The 16,678-nt window shown below is 65.6% G+C and carries 16 protein-coding genes; 10 read left to right on the top strand and 6 right to left on the bottom strand.

Features of this window, described 5'->3' with window-relative positions; all coding sequences use genetic code 11:
• From ACE3O8_RS04590 to ACE3O8_RS04575, 4 genes are all read left to right on the top strand, one after another.
• Positions 1-776 (top strand): NAD(P)(+) transhydrogenase (Re/Si-specific) subunit beta (locus ACE3O8_RS04590; RefSeq protein WP_374387257.1); only part of this gene is annotated, 776 nt, incomplete at its 5' end.
• Positions 777-829: 53 nt separating this feature from the next.
• Complete coding sequence (locus ACE3O8_RS04585; protein ID WP_374387255.1) at positions 830-1,819, top strand: L,D-transpeptidase; 990 nt, start codon at positions 830-832, stop codon at positions 1,817-1,819.
• 100 nt (positions 1,820-1,919) lie between these two features.
• The gene (locus ACE3O8_RS04580) at positions 1,920-3,416 is read left to right on the top strand and encodes a flavin-containing monooxygenase (RefSeq protein WP_374387253.1); all 1,497 of its coding nucleotides are present in this window, start codon (positions 1,920-1,922) and stop codon (positions 3,414-3,416) included.
• Positions 3,417-3,557: 141 nt separating this feature from the next.
• Complete coding sequence (locus ACE3O8_RS04575) at positions 3,558-3,785, top strand: hypothetical protein (protein ID WP_374387251.1); 228 nt, start codon at positions 3,558-3,560, stop codon at positions 3,783-3,785.
• A gap of 4 nt (positions 3,786-3,789) precedes the next feature.
• On the opposite strand, the gene ACE3O8_RS04570 is transcribed toward ACE3O8_RS04575, so the two are convergent.
• The gene (locus ACE3O8_RS04570) at positions 3,790-4,104 is read right to left on the bottom strand and encodes a hypothetical protein (RefSeq protein WP_374387249.1); all 315 of its coding nucleotides are present in this window, start codon (positions 4,102-4,104) and stop codon (positions 3,790-3,792) included.
• Positions 4,104-4,445 (bottom strand): hypothetical protein, encoded by a 342-nt coding sequence (locus ACE3O8_RS04565; RefSeq protein WP_374387247.1) that lies wholly within the window; start codon positions 4,443-4,445, stop codon positions 4,104-4,106. The genes ACE3O8_RS04570 and ACE3O8_RS04565 overlap by 1 nt, the downstream gene beginning before the upstream one ends.
• 111 nt (positions 4,446-4,556) lie before the next feature.
• Between ACE3O8_RS04565 and ACE3O8_RS04560 the strand changes: the two genes are divergently transcribed.
• The 3 genes from ACE3O8_RS04560 (at position 4,557) to ACE3O8_RS04550 (ending at position 7,920) form a co-directional block, all read left to right on the top strand.
• Positions 4,557-5,780, top strand: coding sequence for a sulfotransferase (locus ACE3O8_RS04560; protein ID WP_374387246.1), 1,224 nt, complete (start codon positions 4,557-4,559; stop codon positions 5,778-5,780).
• Between the two features lie 25 nt (positions 5,781-5,805).
• Positions 5,806-7,017 carry a serine hydrolase domain-containing protein gene (locus ACE3O8_RS04555; RefSeq protein ID WP_374387245.1) on the top strand — a complete coding sequence of 404 codons (1,212 nt, stop codon included), beginning with the start codon at positions 5,806-5,808 and terminating at the stop codon, positions 7,015-7,017.
• Positions 7,018-7,152: 135 nt separating this feature from the next.
• Positions 7,153-7,920, top strand: a complete 768-nt coding sequence (locus tag ACE3O8_RS04550) for a THxN family PEP-CTERM protein (RefSeq protein ID WP_374387243.1) — start codon at positions 7,153-7,155, stop codon at positions 7,918-7,920.
• A gap of 54 nt (positions 7,921-7,974) precedes the next feature.
• Here the strand turns inward: ACE3O8_RS04550 and ACE3O8_RS04545 are convergent, their stop codons facing one another.
• Entirely contained in the window at positions 7,975-8,901 is a 927-nt protein-coding gene (locus ACE3O8_RS04545; RefSeq protein WP_374387241.1) for a TraB/GumN family protein, read from the bottom strand.
• Entirely contained in the window at positions 8,898-10,415 is a 1,518-nt protein-coding gene (locus ACE3O8_RS04540; protein WP_374387239.1) for an AMP-binding protein, read from the bottom strand. Before ACE3O8_RS04540 ends, ACE3O8_RS04545 begins: the two co-directional genes overlap by 4 nt.
• 265 nt (positions 10,416-10,680) lie before the next feature.
• Between ACE3O8_RS04540 and ACE3O8_RS04535 the strand changes: the two genes are divergently transcribed.
• Positions 10,681-11,298 (top strand): PEPxxWA-CTERM sorting domain-containing protein, encoded by a 618-nt coding sequence (locus ACE3O8_RS04535; RefSeq protein WP_374387237.1) that lies wholly within the window; start codon positions 10,681-10,683, stop codon positions 11,296-11,298.
• 69 nt (positions 11,299-11,367) lie between these two features.
• Positions 11,368-13,449 carry a molybdopterin oxidoreductase family protein gene (locus ACE3O8_RS04530; protein WP_374387235.1) on the top strand — a complete coding sequence of 694 codons (2,082 nt, stop codon included), beginning with the start codon at positions 11,368-11,370 and terminating at the stop codon, positions 13,447-13,449.
• Between the two features lie 35 nt (positions 13,450-13,484).
• Here the strand turns inward: ACE3O8_RS04530 and ACE3O8_RS04525 are convergent, their stop codons facing one another.
• Together ACE3O8_RS04525 and ACE3O8_RS04520 are read right to left on the bottom strand one after the other, a co-directional pair.
• Positions 13,485-15,641 (bottom strand): TonB-dependent receptor plug domain-containing protein, encoded by a 2,157-nt coding sequence (locus ACE3O8_RS04525; RefSeq protein ID WP_374387233.1) that lies wholly within the window; start codon positions 15,639-15,641, stop codon positions 13,485-13,487.
• Positions 15,642-15,703: 62 nt separating this feature from the next.
• Positions 15,704-16,111 carry a hypothetical protein gene (locus ACE3O8_RS04520; RefSeq protein ID WP_374387231.1) on the bottom strand — a complete coding sequence of 136 codons (408 nt, stop codon included), beginning with the start codon at positions 16,109-16,111 and terminating at the stop codon, positions 15,704-15,706.
• A gap of 109 nt (positions 16,112-16,220) precedes the next feature.
• Here ACE3O8_RS04520 and ACE3O8_RS04515 point away from each other — a divergent pair.
• On the top strand, positions 16,221-16,678 hold a 458-nt coding region (locus ACE3O8_RS04515), incomplete at its 3' end, for a glycine--tRNA ligase subunit alpha (protein WP_374387259.1).

Here is a 16,678-nt window from a genome sequence, read left to right as displayed (position 1 = left end):
TCGGCGGGGCGGACATGCCGGTCGTCGTTTCGATGCTGAACAGCTATTCCGGCTGGGCGGCGGCGGCCATGGGTTTCACGCTGCAGAACACGGCGATGATCATCACAGGCGCACTGGTGGGATCGTCGGGCGCGATCCTGTCCTACATCATGTGCAAGGCGATGAACCGCAGCTTCATCTCGGTGATCGCCGGCGGCTTCGGGGCGGAGGCGGCTGCCTCGGGCGGTGCCGCCAAGACCGATCGTCCGTGGAAGCGCGGCAGCGCCGACGATGCGGCCTTCATCATGAAGAATGCCGAGAAGATCATCATCGTGCCCGGTTACGGCATGGCGGTTTCCCAGGCGCAACATACGCTGCGCGAGATGGCGGACACGCTGAAGAAGGAGGGGGTGGAGGTGAAATATGCCATCCACCCGGTGGCGGGGCGGATGCCGGGGCACATGAACGTGCTGCTGGCCGAAGCGAATGTGCCCTATGACGAGGTGTTCGAGCTGGAGGACATCAACAGCGAGTTCGCGCAGGCCGATGTCGCCTTCGTGATCGGCGCCAACGATGTGACGAACCCGGCCGCGCAGACGGACAAGTCCAGCCCCATCTATGGCATGCCCGTGCTGGAGGTGTGGAAGGCAAAGACCGTGCTGTTCGTGAAGCGGAGCATGGGCGGCGTCGGCTATGCCGGGGTGGACAATGACGTGTTCTACATGGACAACACCATGATGTTGCTGGGGGATGCGAAGAAGATGACGGATGAGATCGTGAAAGCCCTGGCGCATTGAGCCATGGCGGGAGCGACCTGAACCGCGCGCGAAATCGGCCAGGGACATCGTTCGTGAAGCCTGTCATCCTTCTCGCTGCGGCGCTCGCCCTGGCTGCCCCGGCCTTCGCGCAGGGTGCGCAATCCTCGTCGTCCATCGATACCGATGTGGCGGATCTGAAGCCCGGGCAGTTCATCTGGAACGGCGACCTTGCGCCTGAAGGCCCGATGACGGTGATCGTGCATCTGCCGACACAGCGGGCGTTCGTGTATCGCAATGGCGTGCGCATCGGGGTGACGACGGTTTCCACGGGAAAGGCCGGACACAAGACGCCGACGGGCATCTTCACGATCCTGCAGAAGAACAAGGATCACAAGTCCAACCTCTATAACAACGCGCCCATGCCTTACATGCAGCGGCTGACATGGGACGGCATCGCCCTGCACGCCGGCAACCTGCCCGGCTATCCGGCGAGCCACGGCTGCATCCGCATGCCGATGGCGTTTTCGAAGCAACTGTTCGAGGCATCGTCCATGGGGATGACGGTTGTGGTGACCGACAGGGAGGTGACCCCGGAAGTCGCCGACACCAACGCCTTCCTTGCGCCCGTCACGCCGAAGGGGGTGGCCGACGATCCCAGCCTGCGGCGGCTTTCGAAGGAGGAGAACTGGCGCTGGACGCCGGAGAAGGCCCCTTCCGGCCCGGTCACCATCGTGCTGTCGACCGACAATGAACGGGTGATCGTGTTCCGCAACGGGGTGGAGATCGGCCGCAGCAAGGTGCAGATCGCGGACGGCTTCGAGATCGGCACGCGCGCGCTGCAATATGCAGGCGCCAACCCGGATGGCACCAGCCGATGGATCTATATTCCACTGCCTGGCTATCAGGCGGAAAAGGGCCAGATCGACGAGCGGACCGCGATGCAGGCGATCAGCCTGCCGGAGGATTTCAACCGGCTGGTCCGTTCCGTGATCGGGCCTGGCACCACCGTTCTTGCGACGCATGGCGGGTTGAATGGCGGGGCGGCGGGCAGATCCACGACCGTGATCGCCACCGACCCCTGATTTCCTCCCGAAAAGGCGAGCCTCCCGGCTTGACCGGGATCAAGGCCGCCGCCCGCCATGGGCGCACTATCCCCGACAACAAGATCGGGAGAGGCAGGACATGGCAACCCAGGTGAAGGAACGACCCGCTGGTTCGGCGGCCGTTGCGGATTTCGATGTGCTGATCGTAGGCGCCGGGATTTCCGGAATTGGCGCCGCCTGGCATTTGCAGAAACAGGCGCCGGATCGCAGCTTCGTGATCCTCGAATCGAAGGACACGTTCGGCGGCACCTGGGAGACGCACAAATATCCAGGCATCCGGTCCGATTCCGATCTCTACACGTTCGGCTATCGCTTCAAGCCGTGGGTGGGTCCGCCGATCGCCTCGGCGGCTGAAATCCTGAAATATATGGGCGAGGTGATCAACGAAAACGGCATCGACGGCCATATCCGCTATGGTCACCGGATCGAGCGCGCGAGCTGGTCGGATGCGGATCGCAGCTGGACCGTGAGCGGCACGGCCGATGGCAAGCCCTTCACCGTGACCGCCAACTTCCTGTGGATGTGCCAGGGCTATTACCGGCACGAGAAGGGCTATACGCCCGAATGGCCCGGCATGGAGAGCTTCAAGGGCCCCATCATCCATCCCCAGACATGGCCCGAAAATCTGGACCTGAAGGGCAAGAAGGTGGTGGTGATCGGTTCCGGCGCGACGGCGGCGACGCTGGTGCCCGCGATCGCGGACAGCTGCGCCCATGTGACGCTGCTGCAGCGGTCGCCCACCTGGTTCTTCCCCAGCCCGAACGCCAACGAGCTGGCCGATACGCTGCGGCAGCTGGAGATCGACGAAAACTGGATCCACGAGATCGTGCGCCGCAAGATCCTGCACGATCATGGCGAGATGACCCGCCGGGCGATGGAAGAGCCGGAAGGCGTGAAGGCGGAGCTGCTGGAAGCGGCGCGCATGTTCCTGCCGCCCGACTTCGACATCGCAAAGCACTTCACTCCCAGCTATCGCCCCTGGCAGCAGCGCGTGGCCTTCCTGCCGGATGGCGACCTGTTCCAGGGCATCGCCGCCGGCAAGGCGAGCGTGGTGACCGACCATATTGAGCGCTTCACCGAAAAGGGGATCCTGCTGAAATCCGGCGAGGAGCTGGAAGCCGACGTGATCATCACGGCGACCGGGTTCAACCTGTGCATCACCGGCGACATCGATTTCGTGGTGAACGGCAAGCCCGTGAACTTCGCCGATACGATTACCTATCGCGGCATGATGTTCACCGGCGTGCCGAACCTGGTGTGGGTGATGGGCTATTTCCGCGCCAGCTGGACCCTCCGCGTCGATCTTCTGGGGGATTTCGTGGCGAAGCTGCTGCAGACCATGAAGGCGAAGGGGGCGACCCGCGTGGAAGTGGCGCTGCGTCCGGAAGACAAGGGAATGCCGCTGCTGCCCTGGATGGACCCGGACAACTTCAATCCCGGCTATCTGATGCGCGGCATGCACCTGCTGCCCAAGCGCGGCGACAAGCCGGAATGGATGCACAACCAGGATTATTATGCCGAGCGCAACGAGATTCCGGCGATCGATCTGGAAGGGGCGGAATTCCGCTACAGCTAGGCCCGGAAACCTTAACCGCCCCGGCGTTGTCGGAATATCTTACATTTCCGGACGGAAATGTGGCTGGCGGCACAGGCGAAGGGCGAATGGCACGGTTCTTGCCAAACATTGCGGTGAAGCAATATTTGGAAAGCCAAACCGATGTTCATTCGCCCGATCGCGGGGCTGTTCGCCCTGTCGCTGGCCGGGGCCGCGCAGGCTGCAACCCCGCTCACGCTGGATACCGCTGCCCTGTCGACGATGCTGCTGTTGGCGGCGGCCGGAACCGGCGTTGTGGTGTTCGCAATGCAGGAACGTCAGCGGGAGGACAAATCGCAGCCGGCGCCTGTCCGGCTGAGGAAGTCCATCCGTCGCTACAATCAGCCCTGACCCCTCAGCCGCGAACGAAGCAGCCGAACCCGGCGCGCACCACGACCCCGACGGTTTCCGGATCGAGATCCCGCTTCAGCAGGTCCATCACCTGCCGTTGCGTCATCTTCGATGGCGAGGTGTTCATCAGCTTGGACACCCGCTGAAGCGACCGCAACTGACTGACGGACAGTTCCTTGCCCATCGGCTCGGCCATGCAGCTCGCCATGGGGTCGCTCAGCCCGGCGTCCATCAGCGCGGACCTGACCTGCGCCTCCTTCGTGGTGGCGCAGGCGGTGACCAGCAGGGGCAGGACGGCGGAAACGAGGATCTTGCGCATCAGCCGCCATTAGCGCCGGTGCGGGCCCGCGCGCAATCCGCCGCCATCCGGCCCACCGCCTGCAGCGTTTCGGGATCGACATGCGCCCGGATGTTGTCGATCACGTCGCCCACCGGCATTTCGCGGATCGGCTGTTGCAGGGAGCCGGCGGCGCGTTGCAGCGAGCGGAGCTGGCTGATGGACAGGTTGCGGCTGGCCTGACGGGCGAGACACCGCGCATCCTCCTGCGTGAAGCCCACATCGGTCAGCGCAGAGTTGACTTCACGCTGCTTGATCGCCGTTACGCACCCCGGAAGCCCGATCGCCAGCACCGATACCACCGCAATTGCCCTGATGTTCACGCCATTTGCCTTTCATTTGCCTGCTTCGGCCCCTAAGGCCTGCGGCGGTAAATGCACATGACTTCGCTGCCCCCCGCAAGCCATTTTCGCCCCCTTCACCTGAAGTTGATGATGGGGACGCTGAACGCGGCCTGGTCGCACGGGCTGTCCCAGCCTGTCGATCTTTGCCCCGAACGGCTGCGCGCCATGGCGGAAGCGGACACGGGGCTGAGCCGCGACAGCCATGACAGGGATGTCTTCGAAGCCCAGCTCTCCCTGCTGCTGCCCGCCCTGCACGAAGAGGCGCGGCTGACGGACTTCGGGCGGCTCGTCTCGCACGGGTCGCTGCTGAAGGTGATGAAGGAACGGCTGTGGATGGATGCGATCCTGGCCGATCATCCCGAAATCGAACGGATCGAGCTGGCGCCGCCCATCTTCGTGGTCGGGTCCATGCGATCCGGCACGACACGGATCCAGCGCCTGCTGGCCGGCGATCCGGGCTTCAATGCGCTGCGCTTCTTCGAGGCGCAGGCGCCCGTGCCTTCGCCGCGATGCTTCCGTGCGCGCAGCCGTGGGCGGGCCGATCCGCGCATCCTGCAATCCCGGCTCATCCTGGGGCTTCTGGCATCGATCAATCCGGCCATCCTGAAGGTTCACCCCACTGGGCCGCTGGAGGTGGACGAGGAACTGGGCTTGCTGGACCAATCCCTGTCCAGCGCGATGATCGAAGCCCAGCGCAGGGTGCCGTCCTTCGCACGCCACTGCGAGGCGACGGACCAGACGCCGGCCTATCGCCGCATGCTGCTGCTGCTGAAGCTGAGGACCTGGTTTGAAGGCGCGGACCCGTCGAAGCCCTATGTGCTGAAGACGCCGCAGCACATGCAGGATATTGTCGCGCTGCATGCCGTGTTCCCGGATTCTCCCCTGTTGTTCCTGCACCGCGATCCGGTGCAGCTGGTCGCCTCTGGCGCCAGCCTCGCCTGGAACCAGATGGTCATCCAGTCAGATGATGTGGACCCGCACTGGATCGGGCGGGAATGGCTGCACAAGACCGGCCACAGGCTGGCGACCGTTTCGGCGGTGCGGGCGCAGATCCCTGCGCGGCTTCAGTTCGACCTGACCTATGGCGAGGTGAACGCCGACTGGCGGGCGGCCATCGCCCGGACCTATGCGTTCCTCGGGCGGGATCTGACGCCTGCGACACTTGCCGCCATGACCCGCTATGTCGAGCGGGCCGCGCGTGACCATCGGTTTGCCAGCCACCGCTATCGGCTGGAGGATTTCGGCCTGCACCCGGGCGAGGTGCAGGAGCAACTGTCGCGCTGGAGCGTGGAGGCGGAGCCGATTGCGGCTTAGAGCAGGCCTCGCTGCGTTCGGCCTGATGCTGGCGGCCCCGGCCTGCGCTGGCGGATCGCCGGTTCTCGGTGGGATCGAAGTTCCGGCCTATGGAATCGTGGCGGTCGACCGGGCGGGCGGGCGCATGGCCCGGGCGGAGGGGGCCGCGGAACTGTCGGCCGATGGCCGAACGCAGAGGCCCTTCACCAGTGCGACGCCCGTGCGGATTGCATCAGTTTCGAAGCTGGTGGTTGCACTGGCGTTGCACCGGCTTGCGGATGCGGGGCGCATCGATCTGGATGCAGATGTCTCCCGCTATCTCGGGTGGCGGCTTCGCAACCCGGATTTCCCGGATAGCCCGATCAGCATCCGGCAGATGATGCGGCATGAAAGCTCGCTGTCGGATACAGGCGGGTATTTCGTTCCGCTGGGAGAGCGGCTGCGCGACCTGGTGGGGCCGGCGAGCTTTTCGAAGCGGAAGCCCGGCGCCGGGTTCGACTATGCCAATCTGAACCAGGCGATCCTGGGCGAAGTCGTCGAAGCGGTGACCGGAGAGCGGTTCGACAGGGCCGCCAGGCGGCTGGTGCTGGAGCCGCTGGGCATCGATGCCTGCTACAACTGGTCCGGCTGTACGGAGGCGACGGTGCGGGCCGGGGCGGTGCTGTACCGGAAGGCGCCATCCGACGCCGGGCCATGGGACGCAGCCGGACCGTGGATCGCGCAGATCGACGACAGGCGGCCGCCCGAAGCCTGCACCGTACGGCTTCCCGAAGGAGGGCACTGCGACATCAGATCCTATGTGCCCGGCACCAATGGCGGTTTGTTCAGCCCGCAGGGCGGGTTGCGCATTTCGCTGGACGACCTTGCACGCCTGGGGCTGGCGCTGCTGCGCGACGACCCCTTCCTGAAGCCCGCCACGCGCGCCAGCCTGTTCCGTGCCGTCCGCGTGAAGGCCGTGGGGGAGGGCGAGGAAACCGACCCGGGGCTGATGCAATTCTGGTCTGAAGGGGGGCTGCACTGCCTGTCGGGAACGGGGCTTGCCGGGGGGGATCAGCCGCTCAGCCCCGAACCGCTGACGGGGTGCGGCCATCTGGGCGACGCCTATGGGCTGGAATCCGCGCTGATCGTGGATCCGCGGGCCGGCACGTCGGTCGCATGGGCCTTCACCGGCGTGTCCGCGCCCCCGCCCGCGGGGCGCCGAAGCCGTTTTTCCGCGCCGCAGGAAGAACTGGCGGCGATGGCCGCCGGATGGTTGTAGCAACGGAATGTCAACGGAAATTAACTGAATTTCCGTAACTTAACTGTCTTTCACAGTTTCGGGCACAGCCTGCGCCTGCGATGGGTGACGAAGGGGCCATGGAGGGCATGGCTCCCCGAAACAGGGGCTATTTTCATGCGTACAATCCTTGCTGCCGCAGTTGCGGCTGCAATTGCCGTTCCCGCGTCCGCCGCAGTGGTGACGTTCGAGAACATCAAGGGCACCTGGTCCGACCCGATCGGCGGGGACGATATCTCGTACAGCGGCAACGGAACGGGAAACGCAAAGATCCGCTGGGGCGATGTCGGCCACAATGATCCGCAATCCGGTTACGACTTCAAGGCGATCTCCATTCCCGGCCTGACCGTTCTGCCGCCCAGCGGCTCGGCCGTCGCCAACATCGCGGAGTTCCGGCACCAGAACTACCCGATCGGTGCGGGTTCCGGCATTTCCGGCGTGACGCTGACGTTCAACACCGATGTGAAGCTGGATGGAGCGTTCCTGAAGAATGTGAGCTTCGTCTATAACTTCAGCCACACCGAAACCCCGAATTCCGCGAACCCCTGCGCATTCGGCGGCGCCAACAACCAGGGCGTGAACAGCAATGGCTGCGCCGACAGGGTGCTGGTGAACTTCAACAGCCAGTCCGACTTCTTCGAGATCGGCGGCCTGAAATACGCCCTCGATGTCGTGGGCTTCCTGGTGGGCGACGATCCGGCCACGGCCTTCCTCACCAAGGAAGAAAGGTCGAACAAGGCCTATCTGCAAGGCAAGGTCGTTCTGTACAGCGACGCCGTGGAAGGCGTTCCCGAGCCGGCGACCTGGGCCATGCTGATCATGGGCTTCGGACTGGTCGGCGTGGCGGCCCGCCGTCGCAACGGTCAGGCTATGGTCGCCAGCTAGTCGTTCCCAGCCGACGACCTGGACGGGAAGGCCGAAGCGGTTGCGCTTCGGCCTTCATCTTTTTTTCCTCCGCGCGGGCGGGGCCGGCACAACCCGGCTTACCTTGATGCCCTGCCGTTCGAGATCCTCGATCAGGCTGCCCTTTCCGGCCATGTGCCCGGCCCCGACGGCGATGAACATCGGCCCGGCATCGGCCTTCATCTGCTTCGCGATCCAGTCTGCCCAGCGGGCATTCCGGTCCTCCACCAGCATGCGCTTCAGCATGGGGGATCGTTCGAAATCGGAATTCACCCTGTCGGCCAGCGCATCGGTGTTGCCCAGCAGCCAGTCCCCGATCAGCAGCGACATCCGGCCCCGGGAATTGTCCAGTTCCGACAGCGACGACACCAGCAGCAGCTGCTGGTCCGCTTCGGAAAGGGCGTCGAAGTTGATCAGCTGTTCCTCGGCCGTTTCGAGCGCCGTGATCGGAATGCCCTTCATCCGGGCCCGCTCTGTCAGCACGGCCTCCACCCCGATCCGGGGGTCGACGCCGTCCGCCATCGCCTGAAGATTGGAGAGCGTGAGCGCGACGAACCAGGTTTTCGTCCAGTCCAGCGGGCCGGGCTTCAGCCGATCCAGCGCCCGGTTGAGCGTGGGCAGCCATTCGGCCGGCACCCGATCAGGCAGCGGACGTGCAGCCGGCAGCCGGGTCAGCTTCAGGATCACCGGCATCATGGCGGCGGAGTTGTCCGGCACTTCCGTTTCCAGCACCAGCCGCGTGGATTGATCCAGCGCGGAAACCACATGCGGCCTGAACCAGTCCACCCCGCGCGGCAGGGCGTGAACGGTTCCGAACAGGTAGGCGCGGGATTTGCCCAGCTCCAGTTGCCACAGCGCCGGCACTTCCGGCTTCGGTGGCGGTGCCTTCTGCGCCTGGGCAAGACCGGCCGGCAGGATCAGCAGCGAAAGGCAGACCAGCGCCTGCCGGATGATTCTTATCATCCCGCCTTTTTGGGCCAGTAGCGATCCTTCACAAGCCGCTTGTAGAGCTTGCCCGTGTCGTGCCGGGGCAGCTCCGGGTCGAAATCCACCGACCGGGGGCATTTGATGTGGCTGAGGTGGGCGCGGGCGAACTCGATCAGCTCGGCGGCGAGATCCGGCCCGGCGTCGGCCCAGTCCCGCGGCTGCACCACGGCCTTCACTTCCTCGCCCAGTTCCTCGTTTGGCACGCCGATCACCGCCACGTCGGCGACCTTGGGGTGCATGACCAGGATGTTCTCGGTTTCCTGCGGATAGACGTTCACGCCGCCGGAAATGATCATGTAGCTGGATCGATCGGTGAGGAAGAGATAGCCGTCTGCATCGACATAGCCGATGTCGCCGAATGTGGCGCCATGCTCGTTCTGGCTTTCGGCCGTCTTTTCCGGGGCGTTGTGATAGGAAATCGGCGGACCGCCGTGGAAATAGATGCGGCCTTCCCGTCCGGGCGGCAGGATATTGCCCTCGTCATCCAGGATGCGGATCTCGCCCAGCAGGCTCTTGCCCACGGAGCCCTTCCTGCTCATCCATTCGTCCGAGCTGATGGCGGTGAAGCCCGATCCTTCGGTGGCGGAATAATATTCGAAGATGCGCGGCCCCCACCAGCCGATCATCTGCTCCTTCACGGCGACGGGGCAGGGCGCGGCGGCGTGGATCACCGCGCGCAGGCTGGTCACATCGTATCTGGCGCGAACATCTTCCGGCAGCTTCAGGATCTTCACGAACATGGTGGGAACCACCTGGCTGTGCGTAACCCGGTGCTGCTGGACGAGTTGCAGATACCGCTCGGCGTCGAACTTCTCCATCACGATCACCGTGCCGCCGAACTTCTGCACGCTCATGCAATAGCGCAGCGGGGCGGCATGATAGAGCGGCGCGGGCGACAGATAGACCATGTCCGCGGAAAAGCTGTAGAGCATGCCGACAAGGCCTGACAGCGCATCCAGCTGGTCGATCGGGCCTTCGGGCAGCGGCCCGATCACGCCCTTGGGGCGGCCGGTCGTGCCGCTGGAATAGAGCATGTCGCGGCCCGCGCTTTCATCCGCGATCCGCGTGACGGGCTGGCCCGCCAGCGCCGCCTCGAGCGGCTGGAAGCCGGGAATGTCGCCGCCGACGGAAAAGCGGTGGGCGATGGCGGGCAGATCCCTTGCCACGGCGGCAAGCGTCGCGCCCGCGATCAGCAGCTTTGCCCCGCAATCCTGCACGATATAGCCGGCTTCGTCCGCCGTCAGCTTGGTGGAGATGCAAGTGAAGATCAGGCCGCTGCGCTGGGCGCCCCAGCAAAGCGGCAGATAATCGAGATGGTTTTCCAGGAAGATGGCGATGGTGTCGCCGCGCGTCAGCCCGCAGGCGCGATACAGCTGGGCCGCCTGGTTGGAGCGGGCCTCGAGTTCGGCATAGGTCAGCGTCGCCCCGGAGTTCGCCATGATGATGGCGGGCTTGTCCGGCGTGTTGGCGGCGTGATGAAATGGATGCACGTCAAATCTCCCAGGGCGCAGGCAGGTTCCTCGCTCGCCGGCGTTCATGGCAAAGAGAGGGCGGTTTCGCAGCCTGTCAAAAGGCCCTGCCCCGGAAACAGGGCGGACCGGGCCGGAGGCGCCGTGCCGGCGCAATCGCCGGGCGCGCAACCCTTGTTTGCAATCGAAGCACAGGAATTCGCTGGCTTTTTCCACTTGCCTGTGAAATGGAGAAGGCTGCCCGGGAACAGGGCGCGCCGAAAGGCGAAACAGAAGGGTCGAATTCATGCAGATCAAACTGGCGATTGCCGGGGCGTTCGCGCTCCTCATGGGCCAACAGGTGCTGGCCGTCGAAACCGTCCATTCCAGCCGCACGGCGTTCGAAGACACGCTGGGCGCCAGCGTGACGGACAGCTACAGCAACCCGGGTTATGGGTTCGTGCAGAACAACGCCGCCATGTCGGCCGTTCTGGGCGAGACGGACTATGTCTCCACCGGCTTCAACAACCTCAACATCGTGGTCGGCGGCCGCTATTGCGCGGGCTGCAACGGCAGCTTCCGCCTGCTCTTCACCTCCACCTCCGTGACCGAAGGCAATGGCGTGTTCGGCGTCGGCCTCGATGTGTTCGCCAACTCGGGCTATTCGGCGCTGGTCACATTCGGCGATGGCGGAACCCAGCTCTATGCCCTGCCCGGCGGCGGCAGCTTCTGGGGGGTCACCTCCACGCGGCAGGTTTCACAGATCGATTTCGGGCCCGGCGGCAACGCTGCCACCAGCGGCTATTTCCAGATCGACAACCTGACGATCGGGGCCGTGCCCGAACCGCAGACCTGGGCGCTGCTGATCGTCGGCTTCGGCATGATCGGCGCGGCTTCGAGGCATCGTCGCCTCGCGGCGGCCTGACCTTCGCTTTAGCGCCAGCTAGTCCTTCTTCCCGCCGCCGGCCTAGTCTGGCGGCGGGGAGAATGAACCATGGCGAAACCACAGGCGCGGACGTGCCACATCTGCGAAGCCAATTGCGGCATCCTGGTCGAGCTTGAGGGCGAACGGGTCGTTTCCATCAAGGGCGACCCGGAGGATGTTCTGAGCCGGGGGCATGTCTGCCCCAAGGCCACCGCGATTGCGGACCTGCAGACCGACCCCGACAGGCTGCGCACGCCGCTGAAGCGCGTGGGGGCGGATTGGGTGCCGATCGGCTGGGACCAGGCCTTCCGCGAAATCGCGGACCGGTTCGTGGCGATCCGGTCCCGGGGCGGCGCCGGGGGCCTCTATATCGGCAACCCGACGGCGCACAATTACTCGGTCGGCATGATGACGGGCCATCTGAAGCGCGCGCTGGGCGCGCGCGCCATCTGGTCTGCCGGCACGGTGGACCAGATCCCCCACCAGCTGGTGCAGCTGTGGATGTACGGCCACAACAGCCTGTTTCCCATTTCCGACATCGACCGGACGGAAACCATGCTGATCATCGGCGGGAATCCGATGGCCTCCAACGGGTCTGTCTGGACGGTGCCGGGGATCCGCCATCGCATCGCAGAGCTTCAGGCGCGCGGCGGCCAGCTGATCGTCGTCGATCCGCGCCGGACAGAAACGGCGGAGCTGGCGGACAGGCACCTGTTCATCCGCCCCGGCAGCGACCCGGCCTTCCTGATCGCCCTGCTGCTGGCGCTGGACGAAGCGGGCGCCATACGGCCCGGCCGCCTCAGCGATTTCATGGATGGCTTCGAGGAGGCCCTCGCCCTGCTGCGCGGGTTCGACATGGCCGGGCTGTCGGCCCATTGCGGCGTGGCGGAAGCGGACATCCGGGCCGTCGCGGCGCGGCTGGGCAATGGCGGCCCTGCTGCCGTCTATGGGCGGATGGGTGTGTCCACGGCGGAATTCGGCACGCTGAACCATTGGCTGATCCAGTTGCTGAACATCGCGACCGGCAATCTCGACCGCGTGGGCGGGGCAATGTTCTCCAACCCCGGCGTAGACCTCGTCGCGCTGGCGGGCCGCGGCAATCATGGCCGCTTCTTCAGCCGGGTTTCCGGCATTGCCGAAATCATGGGCGAGCTGCCCGTCGTGACCATGGCCGAGGATATCGCGACACCCGGCGACGGACAGATCCGCGCGCTGTTCACCATCGCGGGCAATCCCGTCCTCTCCTGCCCGGACGGGCAGGCGCTCGATGCTGCGCTGGAGACGCTGGACCTGATGGTCAGCGTGGACATGTATGTGACGGAAACCAGCCGCCACGCCCATTACATCCTGCCGCCCTGCGGGCCGCTGCAGAAGGATCATTACGCCCTGTCGCTGGGGGCGATCGCAGTCAGGAACTATGCCAAGTACAGCCCCGCGCTGCTGCCGATGGGGGCGGACGAGAAATCGGACTGGGAGATCGTCGCCGGTGTCGCCAACGCGATGCTGGTGGCGCAGGGTGAAGCCGCCCCGAACATCCGCCACCCGCGCGATACGCTGGATCATATGCTGCGGCAGAGCGCACACGGCATGACGCTTGCCGAGGTGGAGGCGCATCCCCATGGCATCGATCTGGGCGAGCTTCAGCCCGGCCGCCTGCCGGAACGGCTGTGCAACGAGGACAAGCGGATCAAGGCACTTCCGGCCGCGATCCCGGCCGAACTTGGCCGGTTCGCCGCCCGCATGGCCGAAGCCGCGCCCGACCAGCTTTTGCTGATCGGCCGCCGGCACATCCGCTCGAACAACAGCTGGCTGCACAATTCCAAGCGACTGCTGAAGGGGCCGGAGCGCTGCACCCTGATGATTCACCCGGCAGACGCCGATGCCCGGGGGATCGCGGACGGCCAGCCCGTCACCATCAGCAGCCGGGTCGGCGCTGTGACGGCCCCCGCCGAAATCACGGACACGGTCATGCCGGGAACCGTCAGCCTGCCGCACGGCTGGGGCCATGGGCGCGAAGGGGTGCAGCTGTCGGTGGCGGCCACGCGGCCCGGTGTCAGCCTCAACGACCTGACGGACCGGCAGCGCTTCGACCCGCTTTCGGGCAATGCCGCGCTGAACGGCACGCCGGTCACGGTCAGCCTGGCGGCCTGAGGGCCCGGCGCGCGGACGCGCACCGGGCCGGTCGCTCAGAAGCTGGTGGACAGGCCGAAGTTCACGGAGCGCCCTGCGCCGGGCACGGGGCGGAGATCGCCCGTCGCGGCCCTGTCGCCCAATGACATGCCGCCAAGCGGCAGATCATGGCCCTTGTCGAACAGGTTCATGGCCTCGATGCTCAGCCGCACGCCCTTCAGGCTGTAGGCCGCCCGCAGGTTGACCAGCGCATAGGCCGCCGTCTGCGGCTCGTTGCGTTCATCGTCCACGCGCGTCTTTTCCGCGACCCAGTTGAGATCCGCACCCAGTTCCAGTGCACCCTGCCGATGCGCCAGCCCCAGCAGCAGGTTGGCGGGCATCTGGTGATAGAGCGGGCCATCATCGGCCAGGTTCTGGCCCCGCAGCCAGCTGAAACTGCCCGTCAGCCGCGTCGCATCCTGCCCCTTGCCCTTGTGCAGCGTGACCGCGCCGGACAGATCAACTCCCACAAATTCAGCCTCTTCATTGGCGAACTGCAGCTGCACGAAACCTGTCGGCATGCCCATCATGTCGGTCATGGCCTTCAGGAACCTCGCGTCGATATAGTCGTGGACGCGGGTATAGTGGGGCGCGATCTTCAGCGACCAGGCATCCGCCTTGCCGCCCAGCGCCAGTGCGGCGCTCAGCGTGTCGGCCCGTTCCGGCTTCAGGTCCAGGTTGCCGACATAGCCGTTGCCGTCGCCATACCAGCCGATCATGCTGCTGGACATGTTGCCCCGCCCCCAGGCGTAGCGCTCGTAAAGGTTGGGGGAGCGGACCTTGTGGGCATAGCCCAGCTCCAGCGTGAGGCCGTCGGATGCCGCCCAGCTTGCCAGCAGTGAACCGCTCCAGTTGCTGTCGGTGCGCTTGCGGTCGGCTGCGTTGAAGGCAGCGGCGGCCATCGCGTCGGTCATCTGCATCATGCCGGTGCCATAGGGCTGCACCTCGCCCGTGTTCATCCGCACCTGATCGAAGCGGAGCCCGGCGACGGTCGTGAACCGGTCCGTCCAGCGCGATTCCCATTCCCCGAACAGGCCCAGCCTGTCCCGCGTGCCGCCGTTCACATTGATGAAGGTGTCTGGCCCCATCATCATGCTGCCGGGCACCGGCGGCCACCAGTCGTTCAGCCACTGGTGGTGGAATTCGCCGCCCAGCCGCAGCGTGTCCGCAGTGGAAAGCGGGATACCCAGTTTCAGCGCTGCGTTGGCGCTGTGGACTTCGGTGTTCATCGGCATGCCGCCGTCCGCCGTTCCGCCCTTGTCGGCCAGGAAGTTCATTTCATGATCGGTATCCCGATAGCCGGCCGCGACGTCGAGCGTGCCCCAATCGAACGACCCCTGATAGCGGCCGTTCAGGAACCAGCTGCGGTTGGACGTCATGTCCATGTGCTGGTTGGGAAACCCTTCCCGCGGAGAGAAATGATATCCGCCCTTCAGCTGGAACATCCCGGCATCCGAATGCCAGGCCAGCGCAAGGGCATGATCCGTTTTGGCATATTCGGTGGAATGGATGGTGCCCGGATCGCCGCCGGCGCGGATGTTGCCGGATTCGGTGTAGGATCCGCTGTAGGTGGCGCTGAGGTGCCGGTTCGCGACCGTCAGGCTGACCGCGCCGCCAAGGCCGTCGCCATTGCTGCGATAGGAGGCGGAGGCGCGGCCCGTGACGAGCGCCGCATCACCGGTTGAGAAGCGGGGCGGGGCGCTTTCCACCCGGATCAGCCCGCCGATCGAGTCCCCGCCCAGGCTGACGGGCGACACGCCGGTGATCACGCTGACGGACTGGATCGTCTGCGGATCGGTGTAGGACAGCGGCGTGTTCATGTCGTTGGGGCAGGAGCTGTCGATCGGCTGGCCATCCACGAGGATGCCGAGCCGCTGTTCCGTCAGGCCCCGGATCACCGGCATGGACGAAAAGCCGCCGCCGGTGCGGGCGTCAACGCCGGGCAGGTCTGCCAGCAGGGCGGCGGTGTCGCTGCTGCCGGCCTGTCGCTGATCGAGCCGGTCCCGCGTGAGCGTCTGCGTGGTGAGCGGCCGGCTGGACAGGGTGGAGGGCCCTTCATCCATGCGGACGGAAAGGGACAGGCCTTCATCCGGACCCTGTTGGGCAAGGGCCGGACCTGCGAAGGCGGCGGATGCAAGAATGGCGGCGCGCAACGCGCGCGAAGTGCGTTTCATGATTGCGGAACTTCCGATGAAAACTCTGATCTGGCAGCCGTGGCCGCCGTGGGTTCAGGTTGTCAGCGGACGGTGGGCGGGCCAGTCGCCGGAGGGGGCAGAGAAGCCGGGCCTGCGGCTGGCATCGGCGCGGGCGCCGAAAAGCCCTGCGCAAGCAGGTGGCGCAGGTTGAGCAGCGCAACAGGCGCGGGGATGGCGCCCAGGGCCATCATGCTCAGCGACTGGAAGGCGCAAGGCATGTCGGCGGAATTGCCGCCGTCCTCGCCATGATTGCCGCCATCCGGCTGGACGGCGAAATCGACCGAGCGCCCCGCGGACATGGCCGAGCAGAGCCGGATGGAAACGAGCCGTTCCCCGCCAGAGGCCGGCATATAGCCCTGCGGCACCAGCGCCCGCACGAACAGCGCGAACAGCAGCACCGGCAGCAGCAGCGCGAAGCGGTCGCGAATCATGGTGCGCATGAACGGCATCGGCGGCGCCCTAGCCGCGCTAACCGGGCCTGTCACATGGTCGCCGTGTCGCAGCCGGTCGCCGTTCTTCCTCTTCCCCTTTCGTGCTGCACTCGCTAACTCGCGGCACGTGAGCACGAAACCAACCTGCTTTCAGGACATCATCCTGACGCTGCATGCCTATTGGTCGGCGCGTGGCTGCGCCATCCTTCAGCCCTATGACATGGAAATGGGCGCGGGCACCTTTCACCCGGCAACTACGCTGCGCGCGCTGGGGCCGAAGCCGTGGAAGGCCGCCTATGTGCAGCCCAGCCGCCGCCCGTCCGACGGGCGCTATGGCGAGAACCCGAACCGGCTACAGCATTACTACCAGTATCAGGTGATCCTGAAGCCGTCGCCGGACGACATTCTGGAGCAGTATCTGGGCAGTCTGGAAGCCATCGGCATCGACCTGAAGCAGAATGACATCCGCTTCGTGGAGGATGACTGGGAAAGCCCGACGCTGGGCGCCTGGGGGCTGGGCTGGGAGGTCTGGTGCGACGGGATGGAGGTGACGCAGTTCACCTATTTCCAGCAGGTGGGCGGGCA

Source organism: Sandaracinobacter sp., assembly GCF_041909755.1.
Lineage (GTDB): Bacteria > Pseudomonadota > Alphaproteobacteria > Sphingomonadales > Sphingomonadaceae > Sandaracinobacteroides.
This window is presented reverse-complemented; position numbering and strand designations above follow the sequence as displayed.